General features: G+C 62.9%; 16 protein-coding genes and 1 pseudogene. 6 read left to right on the forward strand and 11 right to left on the reverse strand.

The genetic code is table 11. From position 1 onward, the window contains the following. Positions 1-32: 32 nt before the first annotated feature. Positions 33-1,349 (reverse strand): xylose isomerase, encoded by a 1,317-nt coding sequence (xylA, locus tag MOQ67_RS13135; protein ID WP_017847899.1) that lies wholly within the window; start codon positions 1,347-1,349, stop codon positions 33-35. A gap of 139 nt (positions 1,350-1,488) precedes the next feature. Between xylA and MOQ67_RS13140 the strand changes: the two genes are divergently transcribed. Beyond that, a complete protein-coding gene (locus MOQ67_RS13140; protein ID WP_017847898.1) occupies positions 1,489-2,664 on the forward strand; it encodes a XylR family transcriptional regulator in 1,176 nt (391 codons plus the stop codon). A 50-nt stretch (positions 2,665-2,714) separates the two neighbouring features. Here the strand turns inward: MOQ67_RS13140 and MOQ67_RS13145 are convergent, their stop codons facing one another. Next, a complete protein-coding gene (locus tag MOQ67_RS13145) occupies positions 2,715-3,758 on the reverse strand; it encodes an LLM class flavin-dependent oxidoreductase (RefSeq protein WP_198717250.1) in 1,044 nt (347 codons plus the stop codon). 188 nt (positions 3,759-3,946) lie between these two features. On the opposite strand from MOQ67_RS13145, the gene MOQ67_RS13150 reads away from it, so the two are divergent. Beyond that, positions 3,947-4,222, forward strand: a complete 276-nt coding sequence (locus MOQ67_RS13150; protein ID WP_448675968.1) for a hypothetical protein — start codon at positions 3,947-3,949, stop codon at positions 4,220-4,222. Here the strand turns inward: MOQ67_RS13150 and MOQ67_RS13155 are convergent. The 9 genes and pseudogenes from MOQ67_RS13155 to MOQ67_RS13195 all read right to left on the reverse strand — a co-directional run. After that, a pseudogene (locus tag MOQ67_RS13155) lies at positions 4,219-4,302 on the reverse strand (flavin reductase family protein); the annotation flags it as partial. The gene MOQ67_RS13150 and the pseudogene MOQ67_RS13155 overlap by 4 nt on opposite strands. Before the next feature lie 301 nt (positions 4,303-4,603). Continuing rightward, a complete protein-coding gene (locus tag MOQ67_RS13160; protein ID WP_448675934.1) occupies positions 4,604-5,089 on the reverse strand; it encodes a flavin reductase family protein in 486 nt (161 codons plus the stop codon). Positions 5,090-5,684: 595 nt separating this feature from the next. Continuing rightward, the gene (locus MOQ67_RS13165) at positions 5,685-6,257 is read right to left on the reverse strand and encodes a sarcosine oxidase subunit gamma (RefSeq protein ID WP_198718305.1); all 573 of its coding nucleotides are present in this window, start codon (positions 6,255-6,257) and stop codon (positions 5,685-5,687) included. A gap of 3 nt (positions 6,258-6,260) precedes the next feature. Beyond that, positions 6,261-9,158 carry a 2Fe-2S iron-sulfur cluster-binding protein gene (locus tag MOQ67_RS13170; protein ID WP_448675935.1) on the reverse strand — a complete coding sequence of 966 codons (2,898 nt, stop codon included), beginning with the start codon at positions 9,156-9,158 and terminating at the stop codon, positions 6,261-6,263. After that, positions 9,155-9,454: a sarcosine oxidase subunit delta gene (locus tag MOQ67_RS13175; RefSeq protein WP_046383921.1), complete on the reverse strand. Its 300-nt coding sequence runs from the start codon at positions 9,452-9,454 to the stop codon at positions 9,155-9,157. The genes MOQ67_RS13170 and MOQ67_RS13175 overlap by 4 nt, the downstream gene beginning before the upstream one ends. Positions 9,455-9,467: 13 nt before the next feature. Further along, positions 9,468-10,709, reverse strand: coding sequence for an FAD-dependent oxidoreductase (locus MOQ67_RS13180; RefSeq protein ID WP_046383920.1), 1,242 nt, complete (start codon positions 10,707-10,709; stop codon positions 9,468-9,470). Then, a complete protein-coding gene (gene folD, locus MOQ67_RS13185; protein ID WP_198718303.1) occupies positions 10,691-11,596 on the reverse strand; it encodes a bifunctional methylenetetrahydrofolate dehydrogenase/methenyltetrahydrofolate cyclohydrolase FolD in 906 nt (301 codons plus the stop codon). The genes MOQ67_RS13180 and folD overlap by 19 nt, the downstream gene beginning before the upstream one ends. Next, entirely contained in the window at positions 11,593-12,459 is an 867-nt protein-coding gene (gene purU / locus MOQ67_RS13190; RefSeq protein ID WP_046383918.1) for a formyltetrahydrofolate deformylase, read from the reverse strand. Before purU ends, folD begins: the two co-directional genes overlap by 4 nt. 343 nt (positions 12,460-12,802) lie before the next feature. Further along, positions 12,803-13,402, reverse strand: coding sequence for a helix-turn-helix domain-containing protein (locus MOQ67_RS13195; protein ID WP_078834999.1), 600 nt, complete (start codon positions 13,400-13,402; stop codon positions 12,803-12,805). 282 nt (positions 13,403-13,684) lie between these two features. Between MOQ67_RS13195 and glnT the strand changes: the two genes are divergently transcribed. Genes glnT through MOQ67_RS13215 form a run of 4 tightly spaced genes read left to right on the forward strand, consistent with a single transcriptional unit; the run spans position 13,685 to position 17,971 of the window. Then, entirely contained in the window at positions 13,685-15,019 is a 1,335-nt protein-coding gene (gene glnT / locus MOQ67_RS13200) for a type III glutamate--ammonia ligase (protein ID WP_104903461.1), read from the forward strand. 22 nt (positions 15,020-15,041) lie between these two features. Beyond that, positions 15,042-15,947, forward strand: coding sequence for a class II glutamine amidotransferase (locus tag MOQ67_RS13205; protein ID WP_198718302.1), 906 nt, complete (start codon positions 15,042-15,044; stop codon positions 15,945-15,947). An 11-nt stretch (positions 15,948-15,958) separates the two neighbouring features. Beyond that, positions 15,959-16,633, forward strand: coding sequence for a GltB/FmdC/FwdC-like GXGXG domain-containing protein (locus MOQ67_RS13210; protein ID WP_046383914.1), 675 nt, complete (start codon positions 15,959-15,961; stop codon positions 16,631-16,633). A 15-nt stretch (positions 16,634-16,648) separates the two neighbouring features. Further along, positions 16,649-17,971: an FMN-binding glutamate synthase family protein gene (locus tag MOQ67_RS13215; RefSeq protein ID WP_102618270.1), complete on the forward strand. Its 1,323-nt coding sequence runs from the start codon at positions 16,649-16,651 to the stop codon at positions 17,969-17,971. The last annotated feature ends 101 nt before the right edge of the window (positions 17,972-18,072 follow it).

Consider the following 18,072-nt stretch of genomic DNA (forward strand, 5'->3'; position numbering starts at 1 on the left):
GCAAGCTCGCTCCTACACAGAGGGCTGCGTGATCAGGTGTAGATAAATCGATTCACGATGCCCTCCAGCATCTCCTGCCGACCACTCACGGCCTGCGGGTTGAGTTCGTGGGCAAACGCATGTTCGGCCAGGGATTCCAGGCTGAATTCGCCGGCCAGTACCGCCTGGCCCAACGGTTGCTGCCAGCCGGCATAGCGCTGGTCCTTGAACTGCTGCAACCGATCGTTCTGCACCATCGCCGCCGCGCGTTCCAGCGCCAGGGCGAGCACATCCATGGCGGCGACGTGGCCGTGGAACAGGTCGATCTCGTCCAGGCTCTGGCGGCGCACCTTGGAATCGAAGTTGTAGCCGCCATTCTTGAAGCCGCCGGCCTTGAGGATTTCATACGTCGCGAGGGTCATCTCCTCGACGCTGTTGGGGAACTGGTCGGTGTCCCAGCCGTTCTGCGGGTCGCCGCGGTTGGCGTCGATGCTGCCGAAGATCCCGAGGGACACGGCGGTGGCGATCTCATGATGAAAGCTGTGCCCGGCCAGGGTCGCGTGGTTGGCCTCGATATTCACCTTGATCTCGTGTTCCAGGCCGTACTCATGCAGGAAGCCGAACACCGTGGCGCTGTCGTAATCGTATTGGTGCTTGGTCGGCTCCTGGGGCTTGGGTTCGATCAGCAGGTCGCCCTTGAAGCCGATCTTGTGCTTGTGCTCCACCACCATGTGCATAAAGCGCCCGAGCTGTTCGCGCTCGCGCTTGAGGTCGGTATTGAGCAGGGTTTCGTAACCTTCGCGGCCGCCCCACAGCACATAATTGGCGCCCTTGAGCCGCAGCGTGGCGTTCATCGCGCTGCACACCTGGGCGGCGGCATAGGCGAACACCTCCGGGTCCGGGTTACTCGCGGCGCCGGCGGCAAAGCGCGGGTTGCTGAAGCAATTGGCGGTGCCCCACAGCAGTTTGACGCCGGTCTGTTCCTGGTGGCGTTCGAGGTGATCGACCATCTGCGCGAAGTGGTTGCGGTACTCCTTGAGCGAGCTGCCTTCCGGCGCCACGTCGGTGTCGTGAAAACTGTAGTAGTCGATGCCCAACTTGGAGAAAAACTCAAAGGCCGCCTCGGCCTTGCCGATCGCCACTTCCATCGGCTCGCCGCTGCGCTGCCACGGGCGCTTGAAGGTGCCCATGCCAAACATATCCGCGCCGGGCCAGACGAAGGTGTGCCAATAACAGGCGGCCATGCGCAGGTGTTCGCGCATCGGTTTGCCGAGGATCAGTTTGTTGGCGTCGTAGTGGCGAAAGGCGAGGGGGGCGTCGCTGGCGGGGCCTTCGAAGCGAACCTTCTCGACACCGGGGAAGTACGTCATGGCGTGTTCCTTATTGTTCTTGGCGGTGTCTGGATACTAGCAACGGCACTGGGCCCGGCGATTATGAAAATCGTCAAGGTGTAGTGCGATTTTGAGTGGCGGGGTCTAACCTGTGGCGACCGGCCTCAGGACAAAAACAATGAAAACCCTACCGCCCGTCCACCGCATCGCCTTGCTGTTCAACGGCAGCAAAATCTACGACCGCGGCATCATCACCGGCATCGGCAATTACCTAAGCAGCACCCGCGCGTCCTGGGATTTGTTCCTGGAGGAAGATTTTTTGTGCCGCCTCAAAGGCATCGAGCGTTGGCAGGGCGACGGCATCATTGCCGACTTCGACGACCCACTGATCGGCGAGGCACTGGCCGATATCAAGCTGCCGGTGGTGGCGGTGGGCGGTTCCTATGAGGATGCGCGTGCCTACCCCAGGGGCATCCCCTACGTGGCCACCGACAACCATGCGCTGATGAAGCTGGCGTATGAGCATTTGATCGAGGCCGGACTGACCCGGTTTGCCTGTTTCAGCCTGCCGCCAGCCCAGGCCAATCGCTGGGCCCAGGAACGCGAAACGGCCTTCAAGCGCCTGCTGCAACGTGATGGTTTGCCGGTGGAGGTGTACCGCGGCCTGGGCACCAGCGCGCCGTTGTGGGACAGCGCGGTGGAGCAGCAGATCGCCTGGCTGCAAAGCCTGCCCAAGCCCATCGGCATCATCGCCGTCACCGACGCCCGCGCCCGGCAATTGCTGCAGGCCTGCCTCACTGCCGGTATCGCCGTGCCGGAGGAGGTGGCGTTGATCGGCATCGACAACGACCCGCTGACCCGCACCCTCACGCGGGTGCCGCTGAGTTCGGTGATCCAGGGCACGGAAACCATGGGCCGCACGGCCGCCGCGCTGCTGCATCAGATGCTGCACGGCAAACCCTGCACCGGCACGCAGATCCTGGTGCCACCGGATGCAATCAATGTGCAGGCTTCCAGCTTGCATCAGCCGTTGGGCAATCCGTATGTGATGCAGGCGCTGCTGTTCATCCGCCAGTACGCCTGCCAAGGCATCAAGACCGCCCAGGTCGCGGCGTATGTCGGCGTATCGCGTTCATCCCTGGAATCGCACTTTCGCAAGACACGCGGGTGCAGCGTGCATGACGAGATCCTGCGCTTCAAACTCGCCGCCGCCGCCAAGGGCCTGGAAAACCACGCCCTGGCGATTGCCGATGTGGCGCAGCAGTGCGGCTTCAAGTCGGCGCAGTACCTGCATACGGTGTTTCGCCGTGAGTTTGGCTGTACGCCGCGGGAATACCAGCAAGGCGCGGCCTAGAAAAAAGCCGCTTGCTCCGTGAAGAGGCAAGCGGCTTGGTCATTCACCGATCAACGAAACGCTGGCACGACCTGCTCGATAAACAGCGCCAGGGACTTTTTCTTCTCGGCATGGGGCAGGCTGTTGTCGCACCAGAAGCTGAACTCATCCACGCCCAGTTCCTGGTAGTACTTGATGCGCGGGATGATTTCTGCGGCGGTGCCGATCATCGCGGTCTTGTGCAGGCTGTCCAGCTCGAACTCCGGGCGGCCGGCGAATTTTTCTTCTGGGCTTGGCGCCAGGAAGCCATTGACCGGCACTTCCTTGTTGCCGAACCAGGCATCGAAGGTGCGATAGAACTTGGAGATCGCCTTGGCCCCGACTTTCCAGCCTTCCGGGTCGTCGGCGGCGTGTACGTGGGTGTGGCGCAGCACCATCAATTGCGGGCGCGGCACGCCGGGGTTGTTGTCGAGGGCGGTCTGGAATTTGTTTTTCAGGTCCAGGACTTCTTCATCGCCTTTCATCAGCGGCGTGACCATCACGTTGCAGCCGTTGGCCACTGCGAAGTTGTGGGAGTCCGGGTCGCGGGCGGCGATCCACATCGGCGGGTTGGGCTTCTGTACGGGCTTGGGCACACTGGTGGAGATGGGGAATTTCCAGATGTCGCCGTCGTGGGCGTAGTCGCCTTGCCACAACGCGCGCACCACCGGGACCATTTCACGCAACGCCTGGCCGCCGCTGGCCGCGGGCATGCCGCCGGCCATGCGGTCGAACTCGACCTGGTAGGCGCCACGGGCCAGGCCGACTTCCATGCGGCCGTTGCTGATCACGTCAAGCAAGGCGCATTCACCCGCCACCCGCAGCGGGTGCCAGAACGGCGCGATGATGGTGCCGGCGCCCAGGTGAATGGTGGTGGTCTTGGCCGCGAGGTAAGCCAGCAACGGCATTGGGCTTGGCGAGATGGTGTATTCCATGGCGTGGTGTTCGCCAATCCATACGGTGCTGAAGCCACCGGCTTCGGCCATCAGGGTCAATTCGGTCAAGTCTTCGAACAACTGGCGGTGGCTGATGCTCTCGTCCCAACGTTCCATGTGTACGAACAGGGAAAACTTCATGACGCTTACCTCGGATCTATTGTGATCGGCCTGTCGACCGCGGGCCCCTAAGTGCTCTCGCCGTTGTAACGCTTGCCGGGGATAACGGCTGTTCGGCGGATTGATTGTTGGTATACCATAATATGGAATATCCACAAAACTTTTCTCTCCAACGGTTACACCCTCACCTCACAAGGAAGGCGAGCCTGATGAACATAAAACAAAAACTGATCCTGGCCTTTGCGGTGGTTGCCAGCCTACCGGTGATTCTGGTGGCTGTGCTGATCATCCTCAACGTGCATGAGGTTCTTCACCGAGCCGACCATGATCGCGTGGTCTCACGCCACTGGGAGGGGCTGACACCCCGCAATCAAACTGTGGGAGGGGGCTTGCCCCCGATAGCGGTGGTTCAGCTACAGATAAGCTGGCTGTTCCTCCGCCATCGGGGGCAAGCCCCCTCCCACATGATTGGATGTGTGGCTTAAGCCGGCATGGGCAATGCGCCCATCTTGCCGTGGCAATACACCAGTGGTCCGGCGTTCTGTTGGGGCACGATGAGGTTCTCAAACTGTGGGAGGGGGCTTGCCCCCGATAGCGGTGGGTCAGCTACAGATAAGCTGGCTGTTCCTCCGCCATCGGGGCAAGCCCCCTCCCACATGATTGGATGTGTGGCTTAAGCCGGCATGGGCAATGCGCCCATCTTGCCGTGGCAATACACCAATGGCGCGGCGTTCTGTTGGGGCACGATGAGGTTCTCAAACTGTGGGAGGGGGCTTGCCCCCGATAGCGGTGGTTCAGCTACAGATAAGCTGGCTGTTCCTCCGCCATCGGGGGCAAGCCCCCTCCCACATGATTGGATGTGTGGCTTAAACCGGCATGGGCAATGCGCCCATCTTGCCGTGGCAATACACCAGTGGTCCGGCGTTCTGTTGGGGCACGATGAGGTTCTTCACCGAGCCGACCATGATCGCGTGGTCGCCGCCTTCGTACTCGCGCCACAGCTCGCATTCGATCACCGCCGTGGCATTCGCCAGGATCGGATTGCCCCGCTCGCTGAGCGTCCATTCGAGGCCTTGGGCCTTGTCTTTGCCCTTGCGCGCAAAGGCATACGCTTCGGTTTGCTGGCCGCCGGAGAGCACATGGATGGCAAAGCGTTTGTTCTTGATCAACACCGGGTACGAGTCGGAGCTGTAGTTGGGGCAGAACAGCACCAGCGCCGGGTCCATCGACAACGAACTGAAAGCACTGGCGGTCAGCCCGACGATTTGCCCGTCGTCATCGAGCGTGGTGATCACGGTGACCCCGGACGGAAACGAACCCATCACTTGTTTGTAGATAGCGGCATCGATCATGGGACGGTCCTCGGCGGTGGAGCGGTTTTTATAAGCTTGTAGGTATGATGGTATACCGTAATACAAAGCATGCAACTGCTTTTTCAATCGCCCGATGAACGTCAATTCTTGGTCTTGTATCCAATAAATACTGGGGTAAAGGCGATAAATGGCTATTGGCCATGCGGCACATTAGCAGATCAGATTAGCGCCAGAGCTACGGATCAGTCGTGTGAAAAACTGGGGGGCGTGTGGCGCTGTCGGGCGTGATCCTCATCGATTGCTGCCTGGCGACGCGACAGCACACGCAGGCGGTCAGGGCGGGGCGGTTGGGGTATACCGACTGAACAGGTTTTTCTGGCGAGAGCGCGGCGTTGACCCTGGCTTACCGCGTCATCGTTAACGACCCTCGCGGGCAAGCTCCGCTCCTACGGCGACGGGGTCATCTGTAGGAGCGAGCTTGCTCGCGAAAAACCTGATGCCGCTGCGTTAATCCTGGCTTACCGCGTCATCGTTAACGTTCCTCGCGAGCAAGCTCCGCTCCTACGGTGACGGGGTCATCTGTAGGAGCGAGCTTGCTCGCGAAAAACCCGAGAGCGCCGCGTTGACCCTGGTTTTACGCGCGATCGGCAAGCCCCACCCCGCCAAACTCCTCCAACGCATCCCGCAACGCGCCGTCGAAGTAGTCCTTCGAGGCGCGGTCCCAGAGGATGTGGAACGCTGGCGCGTCCACGCTTCCCGAGTGGATGACGATCACATTGATCCGTGCCGCCGCCGTCTGCGCCACCGCTCCCGGCTTGAAGGCCGGAAAACTGAGATCGACGCCGCACAGCTTGGCCATCACTTGGGCAATCACCGCGCCGCTGAGCAGCACGCAAGCATGACTGTCCTGGCGCGGCAGCAGGTAGTGGGCGCGGTGGTCGAGTTCCCAGCGCGCTTCTTCATCGGCGATGCGCTGGCCCTGGTCCGCCGGGCTGCCCAGCAGCAGGTATTCGTTCTGTGACAGGCGCGCCACCCAGCTGCCGTCCGCCTGCGCGGTCGCTCGGTTGGGCGCGTCGGGCAGGGTGAAGCCGCGGGCCGTGAGGTACTCGGCGCTGTGTGCGCCGCGAAAGCCGACCCGGGGCAGGTCGGTCTGGTCGATCAGGCGGCAGGGCTGCGTGAGCAATTCGTGGGCTTTCAGACTGGTCATGGCTTAACCCTCCTGGCGTTGGTTGGCGGGATCGAAGAACGGCAACTGCACCACCTCGGCCTGGACGACGATGCCGCCCTCGACGCGAATCGGAATGCATTGCCCCGGTGTGCTCTGGTCGATCCCCGCATAGGCCAGGCCGATGATCCGGCCCAGGCTGGCGGAGTATTCACACGAGGTGACGTTGCCGCTGATGTCCGGGCCGTTGAGCACCAGGTGGCCTTCCAGCGGCTGCACGCTGCCCTTGGGCAAGCTGAAGCCGACCAGTTTGCGTTTCAGCGGCTGGGCTTCGAGGATGTCCACCGAGCGGCGGCCGACGAAGAACGGTTTGTTGCGGCTGACCGCCCAGCCCATGTCGATTTCCGCCGGGTGGGTCATGCCGTCGGTGTCCTGGCTGATGATCACGTGGCCTTTTTCCAGGCGCAGCAGGCGCTGGGTTTCGACGCCGAAGGGACGAATGTCGAAGGCTTTGCCGGCGGCCATCAACGCATCCCACAATGCCAGGCCATGACGTGCGGCAACGTGGATTTCATAACCCAGTTCGCCGACGAAACCGACCCGCAGCAGCCGCGCCTTGATCCCGGCCACCGTGCCCTGGCGCACGCCGAGGTAAGGGAAACCCTCGGCGCTCAGGTCGAGGTCGCTGCACAGTTGTTCCAGCACCTTGCGCGAATCCGGCCCGGCCACGTTCACCGCACAGATCGCGGCGGTGACGTTGGCCACATCCACGTCCAGGCGCCATTGCGCGTTCCACTTGAGCATCTGCTGGTAGATGCGGTCGACGCCGCTGGTGGTGGCGGTGACGTAGAAGTGCTTGTCGGCCAGCCGCGCGCACACGCCGTCGTCGATCACCACCCCGTGTTCATTGGTCATCAGCGCATAACGCGAACGGCCCACCGGCTGCTTGAGAAATGCGAAGGTGTACATCCGGTTGAGCAGTTCGGCGGCATCCGGGCCGCGCACGTCCAGGCCGCCGAGGGTGGACACATCGATCAGCCCGACCTTGTTGCGCACATGCAGGGCCTCGGCCTGCATGCAGGCGTCGCGGTCCTCGGCCTTGCCGTAATAGGCCGGGCGCTGCCAGATGCCGGCGGGCATCATCTTCGCCCCGGCCTGCAGGTGCCGCGCATGCATCGGCGTTTGCCGGTAGGGGTCGAAGGCGCGCCCGGCGACGTGGGCGAGTTTCTCCGCCACGAACGGCGGCCGTGCGGTGGTGACCCCGATTTCGCTGATATTGCGCTGGGTCGCCCAGGCCACCAGGCGCGCAGTCGGCAACGCCGAGTGGCGGCCCTGGGACGGGCCCATGCCGACGGTGGAGTAGCGTTTCACCAACTGCACATCGCGGTAGCCGATGCGGGTGGCGTTGACGATATCCGCCACTTGCAGGTCTTCGTCGAAGTCGACGAAATCCTTGCCCTTGGGGTGCGGGAAGATCGGCCAGTTGAAGTTGACCTGGGCTTCGCTACGCAGCGGGGTAGGCGCTGCGGCAGGGCTCAAGCCGAGGGCGAAGGCGATGTCGTGGGCGGCGTTGCTCGCGTTCGCCAGCACATTGTCCAGTTGGTGCCGACCGTGGACCGAACCGGCCACATTCAGGTTCTGCGGCAGGCCGCTGAGGCTGAACTCTGCACGCGAGTCCTCATAGGCCAATTTGCCGCCGGCCTGGCACAGCAGTTGGTACACCGGCATATAGCCGGCCGACATGCACAGCAGGTCGCAGTCGATCACCTGCCCCTTGTCACTGACCTGGCCCTGAGCGGTGATCTGGCGCACATCGACACCCTTCACATGGCGCAGGCCTTTTTCATGCAAGGCCTCGAACACCGTGCTGTTAGTCAGGCAACGGATCTTGCGCTGCGCCAGCGCGCCGGCCATGGCCTGGTCGGCGGGGGCGTGGCGCAGGTCGATCACGGCGGCGACGTCCACGCCCTGGTCATGCAGGTCGAGGGCGGCGAGGTAACCGTCATCGTTGCCGGTGAGCACCACCGCGCGTTTGCCGGGCTTGACGGCGTAGAGCTTGATCAGGCGTTGCGCGGCGCTGGTCAGCATCACCCCTGGCAGGTCGTTGTTGCGAAAGATCACCGGCTGGTCGAACGAGCCGCTGCACACCAGGCACTGCTGCGCGCGCACCTTGTACAGGCGCTTGCCCTGGATCACCGGCAGGTAGTTGTCGGTGAACCAGGCGTTGCAGGTGGCCTCGGTGAGTACCTGGATATTCGCGTGTTGCTGCACCGCGCTGAGCAATTCGCGGCGCAGGTTGTCGGCGCGGGTGCCGGCGATATCGAAGCGCGCATAAGTGAGCGAACCGCCGAGGATCGGCTGCTGCTCGATCAGCAGCACCTTCGCCCCGGCATTCGCGGCGGTCAGCGCCGCCTGCAAGCCGGCGGGGCCGGCGCCGATGACGGCGAGGTCGGTGAACAGGTAAGCCTTGTCGTAGTACTCGGGCTGGAAGTTCAGGTCGAGCACGCCCAGGCCGGCTTTTTTACGGATGATCGGCTCCCACACTTTCCACATGCCCTTGGGCTTGTAGAACGAGCGGTAGTAGAAACCCACCGGCATAAATTTGGAGAACTTGCCCATATAGGCATCGCGGTCGTGGTCCAGCGTGCCGTTGACGTTCTGCGCGGTCACCGCCAGGCCGTTGCTCAGTGCGTGGGCATCGGCCAGCACATTGGGTTCCTGGGGCAATTGCACCAGGCTGTTGGCGTCCTGGCCGGCCATGCTCAGCGGCCCGCGTGGGCGGTGGTATTTGAACGAGCGCGACATCAGAAAGCGCCCGTTGGCGAGCAGGGCGCTGGCGATGCTGTCGCCCTGCAGACCCTGGTAGGGGTGGCCGTCGAAACTGAAATCGAGTGGCTGATCGCGTTGGATCAGCAGGCCCATGGGGGCGGGGAGGCGGTTCATCCGGCGATCTCCTTGGCGGTGTTGAAGTCGACGCGCGTGTTGAACAATTCCCTGGGGTCGAAGGTGCGCAGGATCTCGTCGGTGACGGTGTGGCGCTCGGCGAGGAACCAGTAGCTGGACGGCGTGTGCATCCACCATTCACGCACTACACCGGCGAGGTTGTCGGTGTTGAACACGTAGTCGGCCCATTCGGCGTCGCTGCAGTTGACCGGATCGGGCATGGGCTTGAACTCGCCGCCGTAGGTGAACTCGCTGATATTGCGCGGCCCGTTGAGCGGGCACATCATGATTTTCATAGTCCGCTCTCCATCAGTGACTGGCCGCCGTGGCGCCCATCTCATTGACTTGCTGGAAGGTCGAGAAACGTTCCAGGCCAAAGGGTTTGATCAGCTCCGGCACCTTGCCGCCGCTGGCGACCAACTCGGCCATGGTCTTGCCGCAGATCGGCGTGGCCTTGAAACCCCAGGTGCCCCAACCGGCGTCGAGGTAGTAATTCTTCACCGGCGACAGGCCCATGATCGGGCTGTAGTCCGGGGTCATGTCGGTGATCCCGGCCCACTGGCGCATCAACTTGGCGTTGGCCAGGAACGGGAACATCTCGATGGCATGGGCCAGCAGGCTTTCCTTGAGGTCCAGGGTCGAGCGTGTGTTGAACAGCGGGTAGGGGTCGGAACCGCCGCCGAACACCACTTCGCCGCGACTGGTTTGCTGCACGTAGCAGTGCAGGGCCGAGGAACTCACCAGCGGGTCGAGGAACGGCTTGAACGGCTGGGTGACCATGGCCTGCAGCGGGAAGGTCTGGATCGGCGAGCGGATGCCGGCCTTGGCCATCAACAGTGAGCTGTGCCCGGCAATCGCCTGCACCGCGCAGCCGCACCGGATGGTGCCGCGATTGGTTTTCACCGCGGTGATGGCGCCGTTTTCAATGATCAGGTCTTGCACTTCGGTGAGCTGATGGATTTCCACGCCGCGCTTGGCCGCCTGCTTGGCGTAGCCCCAGGCCACGGCATCGTGGCGCGCGGTGGCGCCGTCGATGTGCCAGAGCCCGGCGAGCACCGGCAGGTGGCCGGGGTCGAGGTTGAGGCTGGGCACCAGTTCGCGGATCTGCTGGCGGTCGATCATCTCGGTGCGCCCGCCGAAGTGCTTGTTGACCTCGGCGCGCTGGCGGAACGAACGCACGGTGGCGTCCGTGTGGGCCAGGGTCAGTTGGCCGCGCTCGGAATACATGATGTTGAAATCGAATTCGTTGGACAGCGCCTGGAACATCTTCACTGACTCGGCGTAGAAGCGCACCCCTTCGCTGGTCAGGTAGTTGGAGCGGATCACCGCTGTGTTACGCGCGGTGTTGCCGCCGCCCAGATAGGACTTTTCCAGCACGGCAATGTTGCTGATGCCGTGGTACTTGGCCAGGTAGTAGGCGGTCGCCAGGCCGTGGCCGCCGGCGCCGATGATCACCACGTCGTAACTCGACTTGAGTTCTTTGGGCGGCGGCAGATCCACCTCCACCGGGTACTCCGAACTCAGCCCGTATTTCAATAGATTGAATGGCATACGGCCTCCGATTGGCTGCGTAGGGCGTGATGTTGCGCAAGGGCGGCGGTCACGGTGTTTTTCATCAGGAAGGCAATGGTCATCGGGCCGACACCGCCGGGGACCGGGGTGATGGCGGCGACGTGGGGCAGGGCGGCGTCGAAGTCGACATCGCCCACCAGGCGGCTGCGGCCGTCGTCATCGATACGGTTGATGCCGACGTCGATCACCACCGCGCCGGGCTTGAGCCAGCTGGCATCGATCAAGCGTGGGCGGCCCACGGCGGCGATCACGATGTCGGCCTGGCGGCACAGGGCCTGGGCGTTGTGGCTGCGCGAGTGCAACACCGTCACCGAGCAATCGGCCTTGAGCAGCAGCGCCGCCATGGGCTTGCCGACGATGTTCGAGCGGCCGACCACCACCGCGTGTTTACCGCGCAGGTCGCCACAGGTTTGCTCCAGCAGGTACAGGCAACCGCTGGGCGTGCAGGGCGTGAGCACGGCGCGCCCCTGGCTGAGGCCGCCGACGTTCTGGCTGTGGAAACCGTCGACGTCTTTCTGCGGCGCGATGGCTTCCAGGGCGCGCAGTTCGTCCATCTGCTTGGGCAGCGGCAATTGCAGGAGAATGCCGTGGATCGCCGGGTCGGCATTCAACTGGGTGATCAGGATCAACAGTTGTTCGGTGCTGGTGTCGCTGGGCAGCCGATGCTCCACGGAGCGGATGCCCACTTCTTCGGCGCGCAGGATCTTGTTGCGCACATACACCTGGCTGGCGGCGTCGTTGCCCACCAGGATCACCGCCAGGGCCGGTTGAATGGCTTGCTCGTGCAGGCGCGCCACGTCTTCGCGCACTTGCAGCAGTACCCGTGCGGCGGCGGCTTTGCCGTCGATCAGTTTGGGCGCGCTCACCGGAACACCACCGTTCTGTCCTGGTTGAGGAACACCCGATGCTCCAGGTGGTACTTGACCGCCTTGGACAGGGCCACGGTTTCGGTGTCGCGGCCGATGGCGACGAGGTCGTCGGGCTTGTACACGTGGTCCACGCGCTGCACTTCCTGCTCGATGATCGGGCCCTCATCCAGGTCGCTGGTCACATAATGCGCGGTGGCGCCGATCAACTTCACGCCACGCTGATAGGCCTGGTGATAGGGCTTGGCGCCTTTGAAACCGGGCAGGAACGAATGGTGGATATTGATCGCGCGCCCCGACAGTTGCCGGCACAGGTCGTCGGAGAGGATCTGCATGTAGCGCGCCAACACCACCAGTTCGGTGCGGGTGTCGTCGACGATCTTCATCAGCTCGGCTTCCTGCGCGGCCTTGGTGTCCTTGGTCACGGGCAGGTAGATAAAGCGGATGCCCTCGCGCTCGGCCATGGGCCGCAGGTCGAGGTGGTTGGAGACGATGGCGGTGATGGTCATGTCCATCTCGCCCTTGTGGTAGCGGTAGAGCAGGTCGGTGAGGCAATGGTCGAACTTGCTCACCATCAGCAGCACGCGCATCGGCTCGCGGGTGTCGTACAGCGCCCACTGCATGTCGAAGGCCTGGGCGACGTCGGCGAAACCGGCGCGGATCTGTTCCAGGTCGCCGGCGTGCCCATCGTTGAAACGGAACACGGCACGCATGAAGAAGCGACCGCTGAAGTCATCATCGAACTGCGCCATCTCCCCGATGTAGCACGCGTTGTCCGCCAGGTACGTGGTGACGGCAGCGACAATGCCGGACACCGCGGGACAAGTGACCTTGATGATGAAATGGTTTTTTTCGTGTTGCATGACACGTCCTCGGGATGATGGCGGCAGCTCATCGCATAGCGAAAAAACGTCAGAGGACAGCAGGCTCATTTCGTGAGCGCATTTTCTTATGAGGAATAAAATATTCCTGAAGTGGCTTTATAGGGGAATGGACGCGGGGCGTCTAGGGGTTTTGGGAAAGTTTTTTAACTGAGGGGAAATTTTCTACAGGCCCAGCGGCATCGAACGCTGTTAAAAATGTGGGAGGGGGCTTGCCCCCGATGAGGGAGTGTCAGTGAATGCATCTTTCACTGCCCCCCCTCATCGGGGGCAAGCCCCCTCCCACAATTGGATCTCTGTGCTTCAGGTGTATCGCGAGTCCGGATTATTCTTTGTCGTTGCCGTAGTTCATGATCGACAGCAGGCGAATCGGCACCCGCACCAATTGCTCCGGCCCATGGGGAATCTCGCCCTCGAACGTCAGGCTGTCGCCGGCTTCCATCCGATACAGCTGATTCCCATGCCGATAAATCAGCTCCCCTTCCAACAAGTGCAGAAACTCGGTCCCAGGGTGGGCAAAGGTCGGGAACTCCTCGCTGGCGTCATCCATGCTGACCATGTACGCCTCGAAGCTCTTCTTCGGCCCCCGGGTATGGTTGAGCAGATGGTAGGTATGCCCCTTTTCCGTCCCCCGGCGCACCACTTCCATGCCTTGGTCGGCCTTGACCAGCAAGGCACTGCCGTCCTGTTGATCGTATTCGGCGAACAATTTCGATAACGGCAGCCCGAGCACATCGCACAGGCGGCTGAGGGTGTCGAGGCTGGTGGAGACCTGGGCGTTTTCGATCTTGCTCAACATGCCCTGGCTGATATCGGCAATCTTCGCCACGTCGGACAGCTTCAGGTCCTGGGCCTGGCGCTGGCGTTTGATCTGCAAACCCAGGTATTGCTCGAGTTTGAGGCGGGGGGCGGTTTCGGTGGACATAGTCATCAGATCCTGCACGCTTTCCGTTCAGTAATATTAGTTTCGCACTAGGAAAGTGCAAGCAACGGCGCTTGGCGGCCGTGCCCAGGCACGTATTCCCACGGGGAAAACAATTTTCCCATATATACAGCACAAAAGCGCTTTCACCGGCACTTCAATCGGCCGCTCGCGAATCTGGCAAGGGTATTGCATTCCTGTGGAGAAACTAACTTTCTTTTTAGGAATAAAAAGACAGTCCAGGCCCACCCACACGGTTTTGCCTTTCGCGAGGAGTGACACGCAATGTTGCCAGCAGAAACCCAGCGCATCATCGACAAGTACGGCATCAAGTACGTGCTTGCGCAGTTTGTGGATATACACGGTGCGGCCAAGACCAAGTCGGTGCCGATTTGCGGGCTCAAAACGGTGGCCGAAGAGGGCGCCGGGTTTGCCGGGTTTGCCATCAGCGGCATGGGCATGGAACCCCACGGCCCGGACTTCATGGCGCGGGGTGACCTGTCCACGCTGACCCCGGTGCCCTGGCAGCCGGGTTACGGGCGCGTGGTGTGCGTCGGGCATGTCGACGGCAAGCCCCATCCCTTTGATAGCCGCTACGTGCTGCTGCAGCAGGTGCAGCGCCTGCAGGACAAGGGCTGGACGCTGAACACCGGCCTGGAACCCGAATTCAACCTGATGCGCCGCGACGAGCAGGGCAAGCTGCAACTGGTCGACCCCAGCGACAACCTCGACAAGCCCTGCTACGACTACAAGGGCCTGTCGCGCTCGCGGGTATTCCTGGAGCGCCTGACCGAAGCCTTGCAGGCGGTGGATTTCGAGGTCTATCAGATCGACCACGAAGACGCCAACGGCCAGTTCGAGATCAACTACACCTACAGCGACGCCCTGACCTCGGCCGACCGTTTCACCTTCTTCCGCATGGCTGCCGGCGAGATCGCCAATGACCTGGGCATGATCTGTTCCTTCATGCCCAAGCCCGACCCGAAGCGCGCCGGCAACGGCATGCACTTTCATCTGTCGATCAGCAGCGCCGAGAACAAGAACCTGTTCCACGACGCCAGCGACCCGAGCGGCATGGGCCTGTCGAAGCTGGCCTATCACTTCGCCGCCGGCCTGCTCGCCCATGGCCCGGCGCTGTGTGCGTTCGCCGCGCCCACCGTCAACTCCTACAAGCGCCTGGTGGTGGGCCACTCGCTGTCCGGCGCCACCTGGGCCCCGGCCTTTATCGCGTTTGGCGCCAACAACCGTTCGGCCATGGTGCGCGTGCCTTACGGCCGCCTGGAGTTCCGCCTGCCGGATGCCGGCTGCAACCCTTACCTGGTCAGCGCCGCGATCATCGCGGCGGGCCTGGACGGTATCGATCGCCAGCTGGAAATCGACCACGTCTGCAATGAAAACCTCTACAGCCTGAGCCTGGAGCAGATCGCCGAGCGCGGCATCAAGACCTTGCCGCAATCCCTCAAGGAAGCCTGCGACGCGCTGGAAGCCGACCCGCTGTTCGCCGAGGTGCTCGGCCCGCAGATCGTGGGTGAGTTCATCAAACTCAAGCGCATGGAGTGGGTGGAATACAGCCGCCATGTGAGCGACTGGGAAGTCCAGCGCTATACCGAATTTTTCTGACACCGTGTGACGGAGACTTGATATGTGTGGAATCGTAGGTCTGTACCTGAAAACCCCCCGGCTGGAACCCCAGCTCGGCCAGCTGTTTGAACCGATGTTGCAGGCTATGACCGACCGTGGCCCGGACAGTGCGGGCTTTGCCATCTACGGTGATGAAGTCGCCGACGGCTGGGTCAAGCTGACCCTGCAAGCGACCACCGAGGCCTTCGACTGGAAAGCCCTGATGGGCGAGCTGGAAGGGCGCCTGGGCTGTTCGCTGGACTGGTTTCAGAACGCCAGCGCCGCCGTGTTGAAGGTCCACGCCGACGAAGCCCCGGTACGCCTGGCCCTGGCCGAACTGGCGCCGAGCGTGCGCGTCATGAGCGCCGGGCAGAGCATCGAGATCCTCAAGGGCATGGGCCTGCCCCAGGAGATTTCCCAGCGCTTCGGCCTGGCGAGCATGCAGGGCAGCCACATCATCGGCCACACCCGCATGGCCACCGAAAGCGCGGTGACCATGGAAGGCAGCCACCCGTTTTCCACCGGTGCCGACCTGTGCCTGGTGCATAACGGTTCGCTGTCGAACCACTTCCGCCTGCGCCAGGAACTCAAGCGCGAAGGCATCCATTTCGAAACCGACAACGACACCGAAGTCGCCGCCGGCTACCTGACCTGGCGCCTGCAACAGGGCGACTCGCTCAAAGACGCGCTGGACCACGCCCTGGAAGACCTCGACGGCTTCTTCACCTTCGCCATCGGCACGCGCAACGGTTTTGCGGTGATCCGCGATCCGATCGCGTGCAAGCCGGCGATCCTCGCCGAGACCGACGACTACGTCGCCATGGCCTCCGAGTACCAGGCGCTGTCGAGCCTGCCAGGCATCGAGAATGCCCGCATCTGGGAGCCCGCACCGGCCACTTTGTACATATGGGAACGCCAGTCAGCTTAAGGAGCGCACACATGAAAACCATCGACCTTTCCACCGCCACCGTGCGTGACCTCAACCAGGCGCTGCACGCCCAGGCCATCGACAACGAGTGGCGCGTCACCCACTCCAACGGCAAGCACAACCTTGCGGTGGGGGTGAATCAGGCGGTGTCCATCGATATCGAAGGCCACGCCGGCTACTACTGCGCGGGCATGAACCAACAGGCGTCGATCACCGTACACGGCAACGTCGGCGTGGGCTGCGCCGAGAACATGATGTCTGGTTCGGTGCGCGTCAAAGGCAGCGCGTCCCAGGCGGCCGGGGCCACGGCCCATGGCGGCTTGCTGGTGATCGAAGGCGACGCGGGGGCGCGTTGCGGGATTTCCATGAAAGGCATCGACATCGTGGTCGGCGGCAGCATCGGCCACATGAGCTGCTTCATGGGCCAGGCCGGGCGTCTGGTCGTCTGCGGCGATGCCGGCGATGCGCTGGGCGATTCGCTGTACGAGACCCACATCTACGTGAAGGGCACGGTCGAGTCGCTGGGCTCCGATTGCGTCGAAAAAGAGATGCGCAGCGAGCACCTGCAAGAGCTGCAGGAGCTGCTCGATCGTGCCGGTTTCGCCCACCGCGCGGCGGATTTCAAGCGCTACGGCTCGGCCCGCCAGCTGTACAACTTCAAAGTCGATAACGCCTCCGCGTACTGAACCAGGAGCTACACCATGAGTGAAAAAAACCCTCCAGTGTTGCGCGAGTCGGCCACCTTCGACCGCCTGACCATCCAGGAAATCCAGCGTGCCGCCGAAACCGGCATCTACGACATTCGCGGCGGCGGTACCAAGCGCAAGTTGCCGCACTTCGATGACTTGCTGCTGCTGGGCGCCAGCGTGTCGCGTTACCCGCTGGAAGGCTATCGCGAGAAGTGCGGCACCGATGTGATCCTCGGCAACCGCTTCGCCAAGAAGCCGATCTACCTGAAGATCCCGGTGACCATCGCCGGCATGAGTTTCGGTGCGTTGTCGGCCAACGCCAAGGAAGCCCTGGGCCGTGGTGCGAGTATCGCCGGCACCAGCACCACCACCGGTGACGGCGGCATGACCCCGGAAGAGCGCGGCCAGTCCCGGCACCTGGTGTACCAGTACCTGCCGTCGCGCTACGGCATGAACCCCGATGACCTGCGCAAGGCCGACGCCATCGAGATCGTCCTCGGCCAGGGCGCCAAGCCCGGCGGTGGCGGCATGTTGCTGGGCATGAAGGTCACCGAACGCGTGGCCGGCATGCGTACCTTGCCGATCGGCGTGGACCAGCGCAGCGCCTGCCGCCACCCGGACTGGACCGGCCCGGACGACCTGGCGATCAAGATTGCCGAGTTGCGCGAAATCACCGATTGGGAAAAACCGATCTACGTGAAAATCGGCGCCAGCCGGCCGTATTACGACGTGAAGCTGGCGGTCAAGGCCGGTGCCGATGTGATCGTGCTCGACGGCATGCAGGGTGGCACCGCGGCGACCCAGGAAGTGTTTATCGAACACGTCGGCATCCCGATTTTGTCGGCGATCCCGCAAGCGGTACAGGCTTTGCAAGAGATGGGCATGCACCGCAAGGTCCAGTTGATTGTGTCGGGCGGGATTCGCAACGGCGCCGATGTGGCCAAGGCCATGGCGATGGGCGCGGATGCGGTGGCCATCGGCACGGCGGCGTTGATTGCCCTGGGCGACAACCACCCACGGCTGGACGCGGAACTGAAAAAGATCGGCTCGGCCGCCGGCTTCTACGACGACTGGCAGAACGGCCGCGACCCGGCCGGCATCACCACCCAGGACCCGGAGCTGTCGAAACGCCTGGACCCGGTGGAAGGCGGGCGTCGTTTGGCCAACTACCTGCGGGTGATGGTGCTGGAAGCCCAGACCATGGCCCGTGCGTGCGGCAAGTCGCACCTGCACAACCTCGACCCCGAGGACCTGGTGGCGCTGACGGTGGAGTCGGCCGCCATGGCCCGGGTGCCGTTGGCGGGGACCCGTTGGATACCGGGTTCCGGTTACTGAGTGACGAGCCGGCTTGCCGGCTGCTACGGCGTTCCACCCCTGTAGGAGCGAGCCTGCTCGCGAAGGTCGTTAACGATAACGCGGGCATCCTGGATGACCGC

This window comes from Pseudomonas sp. LY-1, from assembly GCF_053502595.1.